Here is a 16,856-nt window from a genome sequence, read left to right on the forward strand (position 1 = left end):
CTAATCTCCCTTTCTGTAGCCGTACGGCCCTTTAAATCGAGCAGGTCAGGCATTCCTCGACGGACAGCTTTTTGGTGCGTGTGTAATACAGCGACTTCAGGCCCTTGTGTGCCGCATACAGGTAGCAGCGGGCCAGCTCACGGGTCGTTACATCACTGTTCACGTGCAGGACGGTCGAGATACCCTGGTCGATATGGGGCTGGATTTCCGCAATCAGATCAATCACCTTGAACTGGTCCATCTGATAAGCGGATTTATAATAGAATACATTGTCCGGCTGCAGATAAGGCATCGGATAATAGGTAGTCGAGTTGGCATAGGTACGGGTCTCGATCTGCTCCACAATCGGCATTACGCTGGATGTGGCATTCTGGATATATGAGATGCTTGCAGTTGGAGCGATCGCCAGGCGGTAGGCATGGTACAGGCCGTTTTTCTTAACAGCCTCACGCAGCTGCTTCCAGTCTTCCTGGGTAGGAATGTAGATGCCTGCGAACAGCTCCTGTACTCTTGCCGTAACCGGCTGGTAATTAGTAGACACGTAGCGGTCAAAATAAACACCCGTCGCATAATCAGACTCCGCATATCCGTAGAAGGTTTCGCCGGTTTCAGCGGCAATTTCCATACTCTTTTCAATCGAGTGGTAGTTCATTGTCATGAAGAACGTGCGGGCAAAGTCGCGGGCCTGCTCACTTTCATAAGCGATCTTGTTCTTGGCAAGGTAACCGTGCAGGTTCATGACACCAAGGCCGACGGAGTGCATCTCCTTGTTTGCTTTGGCTACACCCGGAGCATTGGAAATGGTGGTCATGTCGCTGACCGCGGTCAGGGCGAGCATGCCCTCGTGGACGGATTCACGGATTTTGCCGTGCTGCATCACATTCACGATGTTCAGGGAAGCCAGATTGCAGCTGATATCACGGCGGATCGCATCTTCCTGGCCGTAGTCGTTGATTTCGGAAGTCTCCTGCAGCTGGAAAATCTCGGTGCACAGGTTGGACATTTTGACCTGGCCGACATTTTTCAGGGCGTGAGCGTTATTGGCATTGCTCTTGTTCATCATATATGGATAGCCCGATTCGAGCTGGATCATGGCAATTTTGGTCAGCATGTCGCGTGCGCTCATGGCAACCTTTTTCTTCACGCGCGGATCAGTGAGCAGGGTGTCGTACATCTCGTCGAGATCCATATCGTCCAGATGAGTGCCGTAGGCCTGGAAAACAGTATAAGGCGCAAACACGTACAGCGGCTGATTATCCTGCGCCAGCTTGTAGAAGCGGTTCGGCACGATCAGACCGATGGACAACGTCTTCAGGCGTGTCCGCTCGTCGGCATTGATCTTTTTGCTGTCGAGGAATTCGAGCACGTCCCAGCCGAAAATATTGTAGTATGCCGCACCGGAGCCCTTGCGCTGGCCCATCTGATCAGCATAGGAGAAGCCGTCTTCCATCAGCTTCAGGACAGGCATGATGCCTTTGGCTGCATCCTCAACGCCTTTGATGGTCTCGCCGCGCGAGCGCAGCTTGGACAGATTCACAGCAACACCGCCGCCGATTTTGGACAGCTGCATGCAGGTGTTAAGCACATAGTTAATGGAATTGAGTGAGTCATCCATTTCCAGCAGGAAGCAGGAAACCATCTCGCCGCGGCGGCTTTTGCCGGCATTGAGGAAGGTCGGGGTGGCCGGCTGCAGGCGCTGCTCCATCATGGAGCGGGCCAGGGTGCGGGCCGTTTCGACATTTCCGCGTCCCAGGTGCAGGGCTACAACCGCTACACGGTCCGGATAATGCTCGAGGTACTGCTTGCGGTCATTGGTTTTGACGGCGTAGTCTGTATAGAACTTGGAAGCCGCCATATAGGAAGGAAAACGGAAATCGTACTCGTGGGCGATCCGGTAGACATCCTCCATCTCAGCTGCGCTGTAACGGTCATACAGGTCCTCGTAATAGTCATTGGCGATCATATAGTCAATCTTGGCTTTGGTGCTTGTAAAGGTTAAGCTGCGGCGCTCCACATCACGCATGAACTCCGCTACAGCCTCCTGGTCTTTATCGAGCTGGAAAAATCCGGTCTCGTCTCTCTTCATCAACATGTTATTCAATTCAATATGCCGCAACCCGGTTCACCTCCTGTTTTATTCGCTCCACATCGCCAAATGTTCCTGACAGCTCGAACTTGCCGACTACCGGCACATTATACCGCTCTGCAATCAGGTCTGCGCTGTGTGCGTACAGCTCACCCCAGTTTTTGTTGCCGCTCGCGGCAATGCCCTTCAGCCTGGAATGGTTCTTCTCCAAAAAAGAAGACACCTTCTCGGGGATCTGCCCAAATCCGGTGGTGTATGTAACAAGCACATAAGGCTCGTCGATCATCATATGCTCTTCAATTTGTACAGCAGGCAGCTTCAGCTTGTTGATAAACCGTCTGACATTGCCGGTTTTGGAATCGTAAGCAATCAGCATAGTCGCTCTAACCTCCTATAACAATGGTTCTATTTATACTTTAGTAATCGTACTCTGGTATTCCGCTAGGTATATGAGTTTAACTACTATATACACTACATTTAGGGGACTTCAATCATTTTACTACCATATGTTGAAAAGTCAAGCGAACAAAAGGCCGTCTCCGCCCTCCTGAAAGCCCTTCAGAAACGGTAAGGCCAGGCCCCGTCTGCAATCTGATCTCTAAAATTTTATTCTATTATTTTTAATAGAGTCTGAGGAGGCGGCAAAAAATGCCTTCACGCATCCGGTCCCCAAAAATCCATGCCCGATCCGGTCTCCGTCTATGGTGCAAATCCCTAAAAGCTTTCATAATAACGAAAGAAACAACCGGCAGAGATGAAGGATGAAAGGATGAAGGCCTGATGTTTGAAGTGCAGGAGCTGGACTGGCAGGGGCGCCGCTTGACGGTATTCCTGCCACCTTCCTATAAGCTGTCCCAAAAACGTTATCCTGCAGTATACCTGCATGACGGCGCAACCCTGATGATGAATAACCTGAATTATATGTACAGGCTGTTCCGTGAAGGGCTGCTTGCTGAGCTGATCGTTATCGGAATCAGCAGCTCTTCCCGAAATGATGATTATACACCCTGGCCGGAGTCTGCTGCAACAGAGGGAAAAGCGGATTTTGGCGGAGGAGGGCCCGCCTATCTCAATGAAATCGCTGACAGTATTAAGCCTTACATTGATTCAGTCCTGCGGACAGACCCGGAACCGGAATCAACCGGAATGCTCGGATATTCACTGGGCGGGCTGGTTACCCTGCTGGCGGCTTACTGGCGTCCCGATGCCTTCGGGCGGTTCGGCATGCTGTCTCCCTCCATCTGGTATGAAGGAGTATTAGCCTTCACTGAAGCTAACCTGCTGCCGGACGGCGGACAGAAGCTGTATTTCTCTGTGGGTAACCGCGAGGGTGTGTACAAGCAGAATATCCAGCGGCAGGCGGTGCCCAGCACGCTGCAGCTGTACCGCAGCCTGCGCGGCCAGCTGGCTGATGAGCAGCGGCTGCGGCTGTCTCTAGCCGACGGGGCGGCCCATGACCTTGCCTCTATGTCTGCACGGTTTCCTGAAGCGCTGCAGTGGCTGTACGGGGCAGCTGATGAACAGCAGGCAGGTGCGGCGGCGCGGCGGCTTGGTGCGGAAGCCGAGCTGATGTCACCGGTCAGCGCCTGCATGCTGCCGGGAACCGAGGTGTGGGATATGACCTCGCTCTACAACGGATTGACTTACCGGATCTTTGTCCATCTTCCGCTGAAGCCAGCCCCGCCGGAGGGATACCCGGTGCTGTACACTGTTGACGGCAACGCCTACTTTGCTTCGCTGAATGATGCGATGCGGCTCCAGACCCGCCATCCGCGGGGGCTTCCGTCCGGTATGGTTGTCTCCATCGGTTATCCGGCAGACGGGCCGTTTGTGGCCGAGCGGCGCTTCAGGGACCTCACTGTGCCGGATACGCAGCAGGGACTGCGTCCCGACGGCTCGCCCTGGCCGGTGAACGGCGGGGCCGATGCTTTTCTCGATTTCATCGGACTCGAGCTGATGCCGCTGATCAGCCGAAGATACAGCGTGGATCACACCCGGGCGGCGCTGTTCGGTCATTCGCTGGGCGGCTTCTTCACCCTATATACGATGATCTGCCGCAGCGGGCTGTTCAGTACCTATATCGCCGGCAGTCCGTCCCTCTGGTGGAAGAACCGGGTGCTGTTCGATATGCTGCCTGAGCTGGAGGAGAAGCTGCGCAGCGGAGAGCTTACCTGTTCCCTGATGATCGGCCTCGGCTCGGAGGAGGGAGGCATGCTGGAGAACGCCAGGGCATTTTATGAGCGCCTGGTCCCTTATACCGGCGGCGGGCTCAGCCGGCTGGCCTATAATGAATTTCAGGGAGAGGGGCATATGTCCGTGCTGCAGCCCCTGTTCAGCCCGATGCTGCGCTTTGTTTTTGCGGCGGAGGGCGCAGAGCTTTGTATCTGACGGCCTACATTGGCCGTACCGATTTGACAAATCACCAGTATGCTTTATATTAGTAAGGGAGCAAGAGACCGTACTCATGCAGGCACAGGCTGGAATGACAACTATTGATGCAGCGCGGTGTTCCGGATATTACCGGAGCCTGCGCTTTTCTTCTATATATAGGAGAAAAAATTTTACCGGTTAAAATGGTATGTATGAGGTACCGCACGGGTATCTTCTTAATATAGATTAGAGGTCAGGAAGGAGCGTATGCATAGGAAATGGGCAGTCTCCTTATTGCGTGGCTTTGTATGCTTTGTCTGTTTTTTACCTTTAGAGATAAGGTGAGCCGGAAAATTCTTTATCCTGTAGCGCTGGTGGTGGTAATCAGCACCTTGGGCTGCTGGACGATTTTAATGTAATTTTTAGCTTCCTATCAGCTTATTTTCAGGTAGATCCTTTATATTGAATAGACCAGACACCCCCCCAGTGTATATGGTACCCTTCAGGTCTTGCCAACTCCCATGGCAAGGCCTTTTATTTATTTTTATAAACGCAGAATAATGTGACATATTTCACAATAAAGTTTCCGGAATTGTTTTATATTAAATTTGTAATACTAAAGTTAAAAATAATTTTCGCCGAAAAGAGGAGCTTGAGGATGAATCATGAAGGAAGTCTCCGCCGCGGTCTGGTGTTTGGCCTGTTTTTAAGTATTCCGCTTTGGATGTCGATGTTCGGCTGGCTGCAGCTTTTTATATAATAGAAATAAGTGTGGGATGAACTGTCTGCGGGTAACCGTCAGGCAGTTTTTTTTCGTCTGAGTGAAGATAGTATGCCTTTTATGAAACTGACAAGCATAGAATGGGATATAAAAAAGAATAATGAAGCGGCGGAGCATTTCTTTAAAAATAAAATAGTTCAAATATACTATATTACAACGTTTGAATAGTTTGATTTTTAAGTATTGAAATACGAGTATTCAGGAGTATAAGAGAGGATTGGCTGGACAATTAATAGAATTATAGGGATCAACAGCTGAAAAAAAGCTCTGAAGGCCTGTCTTTTCAGAAAAATCGATTTTTATGGAAAAATATTATAAGGAATAGATTGACAAAAATACGAGTCAGGGAATACACTAAGTTTAGTGCTAAAGTAACAAATGTCATAGACTACTTACTCTATTTCAATTACATACTTTCTCATGTATAATCGCAAACCGCCCGAAAGTGCGGGACGCAAAGCCAGGAGTCTACAGTCCTTGAGAGAGGGCTATGATCGTCCGGCCGCCATGGAGCTCGACTTCCTGGCGGCTTTTTTTGTTCGTTTGTTGATGTAGGTGCTGCTATAACTGGAATTTATACGCATCTTACGGGGGGAATTAATAATGAAACGTAAATCCGTATTCAAATTATCTTTTGCTCTGACTATGGCTGCAGTTCTGCTGATCAGCGGCTGGCTGGCTTCGGCCGGCCAGGGTAAGATAAGGGCTGACAGCAATCCCCTCCCGGGTATTGCGGGTAAGTACAATGTATTTATTCTCGGTGATCTTAAAGGCTACCACAGTGATTCTGAAGGCAGAATGGCTGCCGGAGGCAACATTACCCTTACCCAGGGATATTCTGTAGGCCCTAGCCTGAGTGCAGCAGAAATTGCAGAGATGGATTCACTTGTGGCCGGCGGCAATCTCACCTATGAGAATGGAGAAGTTAACGGTAGTGCCGTGTACGGCGGCACTTATTCAGGCTCCGGCAAACCGCGGGGCGGAACGGGGACGCTGCGGCAGGAGGCGAATGTAATTCATTTTGCTTCAGAGTTTGCCCTGCTCCGCACCAAGTCTCTGCAGCTTGCAGCTCTGACAGTGAACGGCAAGACGGAAGACAACTATGGAAACATTAAACTGACGGGTACCGATCCGGTATTAAATGTATTCTCGGTTTCAGGAACCACGCTTACGGGTGCCAATGAGCTGCGGATTAATGCACCGGCGGGCTCTACTGTTATCGTTAATATAGACGGAGCTTCAGTCACGTTCAAGAACGGAAACGGGCTGGAGGGTGTAAGCCAGAATAAAGTGCTCTATAACTTCCCGCAGGCGACAGCCCTGCGGATGGAGAGCATCGGTATCATGGGGACTGTACTGGCACCGAATGCAGCAATTACTTTTAACAACGGGCAGATTAACGGAAGCATGATCGGAGCCTCCCTGGAAGGAAGCGGAGAGTTCCACCATAAGCCTTACACTGGCCGCGACAACGGAACAACGCCTACAGCGACTCCGTCGCCGACACCAGTGCCGACAGCAACGCCGACACCAGTGCCGACAGCAACGCCAACACCAGTACCGACGGCAACGCCAACACCAGTACCGACGGCAACGCCAACACCAGTACCGACAGTAACGCCGACACCAGTACCGACAGTAACGCCGACACCAGTACCGACGGCAACGCCAACACCAGTACCGACGGCAACGCCAACACCAGTACCGACGGCAACGCCAACACCAGTACCGACGGCAACGCCAACACCAGTACCGACAGTAACGCCGACACCAGTACCGACAGTAACGCCGACACCAGTGCCGACGACGGCACCAACGCCAACGCCGACAGCGGCGCCAACGCCAACACCGACAGCGGCACCAACGCCAACGCCGACAGCAGCACCGACGCCAACGCCGACAGCGGCCCCAACGCCAACACCGACAGCAGCACCGACGCCAACGCCGACAGCGGCACCGACGCCAACACCGACAGCGGCACCGACGCCAACACCGACAGCGGCACCAACGCCAACACCGACAGCAGCACCGACGCCAACGCCGACAGCAGCACCAACGCCAACGCCGACAGCAGCACCGACGCCAACGCCGACAGCGGCACCGACGGCAACGCCGACAGCGGCACCGACGCCAACGCCGACGGCAACGCCGACAACGGCACCGACAACGGCACCAACAACAGCACCAACAACAGTGCCAACAACGGCACCAACAACAGCGCCAACAACGGCACCAACAACAGCACCAACAACGGCACCAACAACAGCGCCAACAGCAGTACCAACAGCAGCACCAACAGCAGCACCAACAAGCGCTGTAACGCCTGGTCCTACAGTGCCGGCAACGGCATCGCCCACGAGTGTAATTGCTATTCCGGGCGGAACCCCTCCGACTCCGGCCGGTCCGACAGTCATCGGAACGATTGTGACAGATGAGGAGCTGGAGATCGACGATAATCCCGTACCGCTTGGACCTGTCGCAAGTGCGACTGCAGCCGTAGGAGGAGTAACATCACCTCAGGCAACACCGAAGCCGAGTCCGACAGCCGGACCGGGTCCGGATGATGAAATCATCCTTGATGATGAAATACCGCTGGGCGGTGTTACCGATCCGGGTGCCACAGCAGCGGCTACATTGCCGCAAACCGGAGAAGCGAGTCCGGCTCCATATTATATTACAGGTCTGACCCTGGCTGTCCTGGGCCTGCTGCTAAGCAGAACCAGAACCAGCAAACGTAAAAGCTAAAACGGTAAGACCGCGGCGGATGAAAGGGTGATTCCGCCGGGTTATCTTAAAGGCTGCTGCCGGAAGATAGACTCCGGGCAGCCTTTTTTCTGCGGCTGTGCGGAAAGGCTTATAATAGGGAGACGGATGACTGAATATAAAGGAGATTGTGGTATGTGGTTAATTGTAATAGCGGCAGTGCTGATCATAGCCGCTGCTGCGCTGAGCTATGCGGGATTTTTTTTCTACGGTGTGGCAATCAAGCGCGCACCAAAGGAGTTTTTGGCCAGCAGCCCGGATCTGAAGCTTGACCCGCCTGTTGCCGGTGCCTCCTGGGGAGAAGGAGCTGAGTGGGTTGCGCGCCAGCATTTCCGGGAGGTTCAGCTGCGCTCAGGAGATGGTCTGGAGCTAAAGGGTTATTTTCTGGCGTCTGAGCAGGCTGCAGGCCGTACTGCCATTATTGCCCACGGCTATTCCGGAAAGGGAAAGGACATGGGAGCAATAGCGAAATTGTATTATGAGCGGCTGGGCTATAATGTGCTGCTTCCGGATGCGAGAGGGCATGGGCAAAGTACGGGGAATTATATCGGTTTCGGCTGGCCTGAGCGTCATGATGTTGTGAAATGGATTGAATGGGTACTGGAAGAGACAGGTGCAGAGGGACAAATTGTCCTGCACGGGGTCTCCATGGGCGGGGCAACCGTGCTGATGACTGCGGGGGAACCGCTTCCGGTGCAGGTCAAAGCTGTCATAGAGGACTGCGGCTACAGTTCGGTCAAAGCACAGCTGTCCTATCAGCTCCGGCGGATGTACCGTTTACCGGGCTTTCCGTTTGTGCAGTGTGCCAGTCTGGTTACAAGGATCAAGGCGGGGTACTCCTTCGGAGAAGCCTCGGCGCTCAAGCAGGTCAGAAAAGCCAGGGTCCCGATTCTGTTCATTCACGGGGATGCTGACAAGTTCGTGCCCTTCTTCATGATGGAGGAGCTGTATCAGGCCTGCAGTGCACCAAAAGAGAAGCTGGTCGTGCACGGGGCAGGACATGGTCTGGCCTATGACACAGATAAGACGGGGTATATTGCCAAGGTAAGCAGTTTTGTCGGGCGGTATGTACAGTGACACCGGAATAAGTCCCGGAAAAGTAGACGTGCCCGGCACCCGCAAGCTGCGGTTACCGGGCACTAATATGTTCCACACACGGCTGTGCTTATCTGCAACGGATAAGCAGCAAGTCCATGTCTTATAGGTATATTTCATCCCCCGCCGTCCGTGAGTGTGACGGGTGTCGTAATTCCTTGTTATTTCCAGCAGCCGTATGGCGAGATAATCCTTCCAAAACGACAAGAGCCCTACCTCTCTCTTGTCCTTGCGGCTCCGAGGCCGCGCCAGTGTGAGTCGGAATGCTATATTCGAATTTAATCTCATAAAAAGGAAGAGTCATGCAAGAAAACGTAAGATTTTGTGTCCAAATTGCCGATAAAAGAAAGAAGTAAAGCTATCGGCCTGACATCTTCTTGATGGGGATACATATACACCTAAACAAATATTCCTATATTATAGCGCGATATATAAAAAAAAGCAAATGTAAAATAGGGGCTGGGTAAGACCGGGGATGGGAGTGCTAATGAATATATACGGGGCATTTTTAAGAAAGCAGATTGGCAATTACTTATTTGGCTCCGTTGTTGCGGTCTTGGCGGTAGGAAGCCTGATACTGCTCTCTTCTCTGGAGATCAGCATGGAGGAGTACGGCCGGCTGTTAATTGTATTGCTGCTCTCATTCACAATTATGGCTATTACGGAGATCAGTGTGTTTGTCAGGCATATCAGGCCGATCCGTGCGGCTCTGCTGGAGCCGCAGCCTGAGCTGGCAGTGCTGGAGAAGGCTTATCTGCAGACGCATCAGCTGCCCAGGCATGCCGTTATGCGGATTCTCGGGCCGCATCTTATGGGGCTTTCTCTGCCTGCGTCCCTGATGACGATCTGGATGATTCATGCCGGTCTGCTTACCATTCCTTATTTTTATCTGGTGATGGCAGTGGTCGGAGCCATTCTGGTTGCGAGCATGCATGCGCTGATTGAATTTTACCTTACCTGCTCAGCTATCATTCCTTTAATTAAGGAATTCAGAAACCGGGCAATGGAGCTGCACAATATTGATTTTTCGCTGGAGGGGCATGTCTTTGTGCCAATCCGCCCGAAATTTCTGATCAGCTGTATGCTGATCGGTACATTTCCGCTGTTCTTGTTTATAATGGCTACCCATATCCGCATGAACAATACGGGAACAGGCATGCTTGTCGGTTTCCAGAACTACTGGACCTGGGCAGGAATGGTGCTGCTGATCGGTACCTTCTTCTCCTCGGTTGCAGCCCTGCTTCTTACCAACAGCGTACAGCATCCGATTAACGAGCTGTATAAGGCTATGAATAATATCAAAGAGGGACGGCTTCTGCAGGTACAGGATGAATATTCCGATGAGTTTTCTAAGCTCGTTGCCGGCTTCAATATGATGGTGCGCGGGCTTCAGGACCGTGAGCAGCAGAGCAGGCAGCTGCTGGACAGTTATTTTACAACTCTTGCCGTCGCGCTGGATGCCCGGGATTCCTATACGGCCGGACATTCGCTGAGGGTGGCTGAATACTCCGTTATTATCGGACAACTGGCCGGCCTGACCGGGCAAAGCTTGGACGATCTCCGCAAATCAGCGCTGCTGCATGATATCGGCAAAATCGGCGTGCCGGACAATGTCCTGTTCAAAGAGGGTAACCTGACGGATGAGGAGTTTGACCGGATCAAAAGCCATCCGGTGCTCGGCGAAAATATCCTGCGCCAGATTGAGCCGGTGGAGAAGATGGCCCCTTACCTGGAAGGAGTGCGCTCCCACCATGAACGCTATGACGGCCAAGGCTATCCCGACGGCCTGGCGGGAACCGCCATACCGCTGCACGGGCGGATCATTGCGGTAGCTGACGCCTACGATGCGATGACCTCGGATCGGCCGTACCGCAAGGGGATGGATCATGAGCAGGCGCTGGCTATCCTGGAGAAGGGCCGGGGCAGCCAGTGGGATCCGCAGTTCGCCGGGTTATTTCTGGCATACTTCGGGAAAAATGTAAATGTAGACAAGAGGGAGTATCCGGGCCGGACCGGATAGCAGAAGGGCGGCAGCAGCAGCCTCTGCCGTGCCTTCGGAGCGTAAGCGGATACTATCCAGATTATGGGGGTATCCGCTTCTGCTTTGCGTGCCTATTTTGTGAACGTAAGCTTAAAACCGACAATTAACGACTACATTCATTGAAGGTTTTAAGGGAGACCGTTATAATTATTAAGTCTGGTTTTTAATTAAAAAATAAGGAGAATTCTATGAAACGCGCAGATGTGCTGCTTATTTCAATCGTGCTGATTGCTGCGCTTGCTTTTCTCGTGCCAAGATGGGTAGGCGGCGATAAGGGCGGGCCGGGCAAGAATCTCGTGGCCAATATAACAGTGGACGGCAAGCTGTTTAAAAGCGTGCAGCTTACGGAGGAAGAACAGAGTATTGAGATCCGTACCGAGCGGGGGTATAACCTGCTCAAGGTGCATGATTACGGTATTGAAATGTATGAAGCGGATTGCCCCGATCAGGTGTGTCTCGGCTTCGGCCGGATCACCCAGCCCAAACAGACCATAGTCTGTCTGCCGCACCGGGTGCTGGTAGAGATTGCAGGGACCTCGGGAGGAGATGAAATCGATGGCTATGTCCAGTAGGGAATCGGCGACAGCCCTGAAAAGAACAGTAATCATTGCCATCTTTGCGGCTGTTGCTGTAGTGCTCAGTATAGTTGAGGCCCAGATTCCGCTGGCCGCAATGGGAATGATGCCCGGCGCCAAGCTGGGCTTTGCCAACATTATGATCCTGACTTGTATCTACTTTTTACGCGGCCGTGATGCCTTTATGCTCGTCATTCTGAAGACGCTGCTTACCTCGTTTCTGCTCGGTACGTTCTCAAGTCTGCTCTTCAGCCTGTTTGGCTCGCTGCTCAGCTTTGTGGTGATGTTCCTGCTGATCCGCTTCACCGGCAAACGGTTGAGTGTAATCGGAGTCAGCATCGCCGGAGGGCTTGCCCATAATACCGGACAGCTGGTTGCTGCATCCATGGTGTTCAATTCTACGACGATCCTTTATTACTTGCCGATCCTGCTGATTACGGGGATTGTGACCGGGATTCTTGTAGGCTTTGCAGTGCGTTATCTGATGGCTTCGCTGTCCAGGATTTCGCTGTTTGAAGAGTTTTTGGACGGACGGAGCTATTAGCAGCGGAAGGATGACAATATGAGAGAAACATACACTAACAATAAATTTGTTGATCAGGCAGCGGTCATCTCTTTGGAAGGGGTTGCGTTCGGATATGATCCGGAGCACCCTATTCTGCATGATATTACGCTGTCAGTACCCCGGGGGCAGTGGGTAAGCATCGTCGGCCCGAACGGCTGCGGCAAATCAACGCTCGTTAAGCTGCTAAACGCCCTGCTTCCCAAGAGCGCCGGGGAGATTGTTGTCAGCGGTCATCGCCTGGAAGAGGAAACAATCGGTTCTATCCGCAACAGCATCGGCATGGTCTTTCAGAATCCCGATAACCAGTTCATCGGGGCTACAGTCGAAGAGGATATTCTGTTCGGCCTGGAAGGGCTGTGCTTATCCTATGAAGAGATGGATGAACGGCTGAAAATGTATACAGAGAAGCTGGGGATCAGCCACCTGCTGTCCAAGCATCCGGGTGAACTGTCCGGCGGACAGAAGCAGCGGGTAGCAATCGCCTCCATTCTTGCCATGAAGCCCGGCATCGTCATCTTTGACGAGGCTTCTTCCATGTTGGATGAGGGCAGCCGCAATGAGCTGCTGAATGTTCTGCAGGGGATGCGCAAGGAAGGCTTCACGATCCTGATGATCACACATGATGCCGACGAGATTCTGGCGTCTGACCGGGTGCTGGCCCTACACGGGGGCAGTGTGGCGGCGGACCTGACGCCGGAGGAGCTGTTCCGGAATGAGGAGCTGCTTGCCGTATGTCATCTGCGCGAGCCTTATCCCTGGCAGCTTGCCCGTGCATTGCAGCGCTTGGGCATCAAAACGGATGTTCCCGCCAGTGAAAAGGAGCTTATAGATACATTATGGCCATACAACTACAGCAAGTAAGCTATACCTACGCTGACCGGAGCCTGTGGAGGCAGACGGCGCTGCATGATATTAATCTTAGTGTTCCTAAAGGCACGATGCTGGGTATCGCCGGAGCAACCGGGTCCGGCAAGTCTACCCTGCTGCAGCTGTTCAATGGAATTCTGAAGCCATCCCAGGGAACAGTCAGGGTGCTGGATGTTACCATTCAGGCTGGGGAGAAGGCCCCCCGGCTGCTGCCGCTGCGCCGCAGGGTAGGTTTGGTCTTTCAGTTTCCGGAGCAGCAGATGTTCGAAGAAACGGTCGAGAAGGACCTGATCTTTGGGCCGCTTAATTTCGGAATGAGTCCGGAGGAGGCTAAAGCGCGCGCGCGTCAGGCTATGACCGATATGGGGCTGGAGCTTGAGCTGCTGGAGCGCAATCCGTTCCGTCTAAGCGGGGGACAGATGCGCAAAGCAGCAATCGCTTCAGTGCTGGCGATGGATCCGGAGATTATTGTACTGGATGAACCGACAGCAACGCTTGACCCGCTTAGCCGGGCTGAGCTGATCGGACTGCTGGACCGGCTTTGCCGCGAGCAGGGACGGACCATTATTATCGTAACCCACCGGATGGACGAGCTGCTGCCCTACGCCGATCACTGGGCGCTGCTGAAAGAAGGCAGCCTGGTCTTTCAGGGAAGCGGGCAGGAGCTGGCGGCAGACCCGGACATATTGGAGAGCTGCGGTCTGAGTGTTCCGCATTCGCTCCGGTATTGGCAGGCGGTTGCCAGGCGGTTCGGCCTGGAGGGCGAGAAGCCCTGCCTGACTGCAGAAAGCCTGGCTGCACGGATTGCTTTACTGCAGGCTGAAGGAATGAGGGATAGCCATGAATGAACGACTGCTGCTCGGACGCAGCATTGAGACCGGCTCCTGGGTACATAAGCTGGATGCCCGCTCCAAAATAACCGGAATGCTGCTGTATCTCGCTATTATTCTGCTCTCTCATTCCTGGGCGGCAATGGGGCTGCTGGCAGTATTCTCGGTAGCAGTGATGCTGTCAACGCGCATCCCGCTTAAATATTTCATTAAATCGGCGAAGCCGTTACGCTTTTTGATGCTGTTTATTTTTATTGTACAGGTGTTTTCGGTAAAAGAAGGCGAAGCCTGGCTGACTTTAGGTTCCTTTTCGCTGCATGAGGGCGGTCTGCGGCTGGGTGCCTTTTCCGTCATCCGGATGCTGTTCCTGGTTACCTTCACCTCGCTGCTTACGTTTACGACGACTCCAGGTAAGCTGAACCAGGGGCTTGAGGGCATTCTGTCCCCGTTCAAGAAGCTGGGGCTGAAGCCGGACCGGCTCACGATGATGATCGGACTTGCGCTGCGCTTTATTCCCACGATCCTTGATGAATCGCAGATTATCCTGAAGGCACAGGCCTCCCGCGGGGCGGATCTGAAGGAGCTTCCGCTGAAGGAAAAGGGACGGATGCTGGTAGCACTGCTTGTACCTGTAATCACAAGCGCCTTCCGGCGGGCGCAGGATCTGGTCTATTCCATGGAAGCGAGAGGCTTCCGCATGGATGCCCCGCGTACCCGGTATCACCGCCTGAGGTGGGGCGCAGCGGATACTTTATTCATTATTATGTTCATCATCATGGGAGTTGCAGTAGCAGTACTGTAATATTTAGGGGGAAACAAGCATGGCACGTTTTTTTAATGGCAGGGAAATTGAACTGCTGGCACCGGCAGGAACGTTTGAAATCTTTAAGGAGGTTGTTCAGTCAGCCTGTGACGCGGTTTATTTTGGCGGACCGGTCCTTAATATGCGGATGATGCGCAAGGGCTACAACCTGTCGCATGAGGAGATTGCCCAGGCGCTGGTAATGGCCCACAATCTTGATAAGAAGGTCTATGTTACCGTTAATAATCTGTTCAGCGAAGAAGATGTGGAGGAAGCCAGAGAGTATCTGCGGTTCCTGGATGAGGTTCAGCCGGATGCGCTGATTGTGCAGGATATGGCCGTGCTGGAGCTGATCCGCGAGATGGGGCTGACCGTTCCGGTCCATGCTTCCGTTATGATGAATGTTCACAATCTGGAGATGATCTACGCGCTGCGTGATCTCGGAGTAAGCCGGGTGGTCACTTCCCGTGAGATGGACCTCCAGACAGCGAAGCTGCTAGGGCAGAGAAGCGGAATGGAGCTGGAGTATTTTATACATGGTGATATGTGCTCGGTGCACGGGGCCAACTGCTATTTCAGCTCCCAGGTGTTCGGGATGAGCAGCAACCGGGGCAAATGCATGAAGCCATGCCGCTGGGATTACCGGATCAAGAAGGACGGCTATGTGTTCCCGGCTGAATATCCGCTGGCGGTCAAGGATATGTTCATGTATGAGCATCTTCCGGAGCTGATTGAATCGGGTATTACCTCCTTCAAAATTGAAGGCCGGATGCGGGATAAAGAATTCATGGTGATGCTGGCGAACAGCTATGGCGAGGCGCTTGACCGCTATATCGATGATCCGCTGGGTTTTGACCGGACGGTAGATTCCAAAATGCTGTATAACAACCGCAAGCGTGATTTTTCAACCGCATATGCTTTTGGTAAGCCGGGATTATCTAATATTAACCGCCGTTATGAGGGGACAGGCAAATTCTACAGTACAGGCAAGGTGTTCAGTACGCCTACTGCTGAGCGGGAATTGTCTGAGAGCCGGGTGGTTCAGCTGCGTGAGCGGCTGGCGGAAAGCAAAAAAGAGCAGGCGTCCAAGCCTGAGCTGGCAGTGCGCGTTAATAATATGGAACAGGCCAGACTGGCGCTGGAGCTGGGCGTAGAGCATCTGTATCTGCCGGGCGATGTGTTTGAGCCGGATCTGCCGCTAACCAAGCAGGATATCAAGGAATTGGGTGCGCTAAAAGGTCAGACCAAGCTATACCTGGGTATGCCGCGGATGATGACAGAGCTGCATTTTGACCAGTTGAGCCAGCTTCTGAGCGGCGAACGGCTGCCGGTGGACGGCTTGCTGGTTACAAACCTGGGGGCAATCCGCCGCTTCAAGGATATGGGCTATCCGATGGTCGGGGATGTGAACCTGAACGTATACAATCATCTGGCCGCAGAGCTGTATACCGGACTTGGACTGCAAAGGCTGACGGTTTCACCGGAGATGACGTTAGAGCATTTTGCCGCCTTCACCTCCCGGAGTGATCTGCCGCTTGAGGTTGTTGTGCACGGTACACCGGCACTGATGTATATGGAGCATGACCTGTTCGAAAATACAGAGGTTATGGAACCGATCGGCGAAGAGGATAATCAGTTTGTCGGCAATAATGTGTTGGTGCTCAAGACGGATAAGGGTGAAAATCCGGTCTACCGCGACCAATACGGCCGCTGCCACCTGCTGTTCGCTAAAGAGCTGTGCTACCTGCCGATGCTGGATGAGATGAACGGGCTGGGGATCTCGACCTTCCGGATTGAAGGCGCTACTTATAGTATTACTGAATTGCGTACTATTATTACAGCTTATCAGGCTGCTATCGGCGGTAAGGGTGATAAGGCGGATATACTGGGCGGACTTAAGCCGGTGTATGCCGGATATACTCTGGGCTCGCTGCAGTTTAATTAATATTTCAAATTTAAAATCATAGGTACATCCTGTTTATTTTGCCAGAGTATAGACTCTCAAGTGACATTTTTCACAAGTTAGATTAATAGGAAAGTGAATTGGAAGATTAGCCATCTTTTATCCCATAAGTCTGGCG

Annotated in this window: 12 protein-coding genes and 1 riboswitch; of the genes, 10 read left to right on the plus strand and 2 right to left on the minus strand. The window is 52.8% G+C overall.

The window, feature by feature from the left end:
* Nucleotides 1-31: 31 nt before the first annotated feature.
* The gene (gene nrdE / locus R70723_RS02070; protein ID WP_039869370.1) at nt 32-2,116 is read right to left on the minus strand and encodes a class 1b ribonucleoside-diphosphate reductase subunit alpha; all 2,085 of its coding nucleotides are present in this window, start codon (nt 2,114-2,116) and stop codon (nt 32-34) included.
* Nucleotides 2,103-2,462, minus strand: a complete 360-nt coding sequence (gene nrdI / locus R70723_RS02075) for a class Ib ribonucleoside-diphosphate reductase assembly flavoprotein NrdI (protein ID WP_039869371.1) — start codon at nt 2,460-2,462, stop codon at nt 2,103-2,105. Before nrdI ends, nrdE begins: the two co-directional genes overlap by 14 nt.
* A 404-nt stretch (nt 2,463-2,866) precedes the next feature.
* Here nrdI and R70723_RS32695 point away from each other — a divergent pair, with 404 nt between their 5' ends.
* The 10 genes from R70723_RS32695 (at nt 2,867) to R70723_RS02135 (ending at nt 16,720) form a co-directional block, all read left to right on the plus strand.
* Nucleotides 2,867-4,474, plus strand: a complete 1,608-nt coding sequence (locus R70723_RS32695; protein WP_052421157.1) for an alpha/beta hydrolase — start codon at nt 2,867-2,869, stop codon at nt 4,472-4,474.
* A gap of 1,182 nt (nt 4,475-5,656) precedes the next feature.
* A riboswitch (cyclic di-GMP riboswitch) is annotated at nt 5,657-5,747 on the plus strand.
* Nucleotides 5,748-5,840: 93 nt separating this feature from the next.
* Nucleotides 5,841-7,982 carry a choice-of-anchor A family protein gene (locus R70723_RS34200; RefSeq protein ID WP_081957149.1) on the plus strand — a complete coding sequence of 714 codons (2,142 nt, stop codon included), beginning with the start codon at nt 5,841-5,843 and terminating at the stop codon, nt 7,980-7,982.
* A gap of 153 nt (nt 7,983-8,135) precedes the next feature.
* The gene (locus R70723_RS02100) at nt 8,136-9,077 is read left to right on the plus strand and encodes an alpha/beta hydrolase (protein ID WP_039869375.1); all 942 of its coding nucleotides are present in this window, start codon (nt 8,136-8,138) and stop codon (nt 9,075-9,077) included.
* Between the two features lie 505 nt (nt 9,078-9,582).
* Entirely contained in the window at nt 9,583-11,115 is a 1,533-nt protein-coding gene (locus R70723_RS02105; RefSeq protein ID WP_039869377.1) for an HD-GYP domain-containing protein, read from the plus strand.
* Nucleotides 11,116-11,324: 209 nt separating this feature from the next.
* A complete protein-coding gene (locus tag R70723_RS02110; protein ID WP_039869379.1) occupies nt 11,325-11,708 on the plus strand; it encodes a NusG domain II-containing protein in 384 nt (127 codons plus the stop codon).
* A complete protein-coding gene (locus tag R70723_RS02115; RefSeq protein ID WP_039869381.1) occupies nt 11,692-12,255 on the plus strand; it encodes a Gx transporter family protein in 564 nt (187 codons plus the stop codon). Before R70723_RS02110 ends, R70723_RS02115 begins: the two co-directional genes overlap by 17 nt.
* An 18-nt stretch (nt 12,256-12,273) precedes the next feature.
* Nucleotides 12,274-13,137, plus strand: coding sequence for an ATP-binding cassette domain-containing protein (locus R70723_RS02120; RefSeq protein ID WP_039869384.1), 864 nt, complete (start codon nt 12,274-12,276; stop codon nt 13,135-13,137).
* Nucleotides 13,113-13,991 (plus strand): energy-coupling factor transporter ATPase, encoded by an 879-nt coding sequence (locus R70723_RS02125; RefSeq protein WP_039869387.1) that lies wholly within the window; start codon nt 13,113-13,115, stop codon nt 13,989-13,991. The genes R70723_RS02120 and R70723_RS02125 overlap by 25 nt, the downstream gene beginning before the upstream one ends.
* Nucleotides 13,984-14,775 (plus strand): energy-coupling factor transporter transmembrane component T family protein, encoded by a 792-nt coding sequence (locus R70723_RS02130; RefSeq protein ID WP_039869389.1) that lies wholly within the window; start codon nt 13,984-13,986, stop codon nt 14,773-14,775. The genes R70723_RS02125 and R70723_RS02130 overlap by 8 nt, the downstream gene beginning before the upstream one ends.
* Before the next feature lie 19 nt (nt 14,776-14,794).
* Nucleotides 14,795-16,720: a peptidase U32 family protein gene (locus R70723_RS02135; RefSeq protein ID WP_039869392.1), complete on the plus strand. Its 1,926-nt coding sequence runs from the start codon at nt 14,795-14,797 to the stop codon at nt 16,718-16,720.
* The last annotated feature ends 136 nt before the right edge of the window (nt 16,721-16,856 follow it).

Origin of the sequence: Paenibacillus sp. FSL R7-0273, from assembly GCF_000758625.1 — a bacterium.
Lineage (GTDB): Bacteria > Bacillota > Bacilli > Paenibacillales > Paenibacillaceae > Paenibacillus_AQ.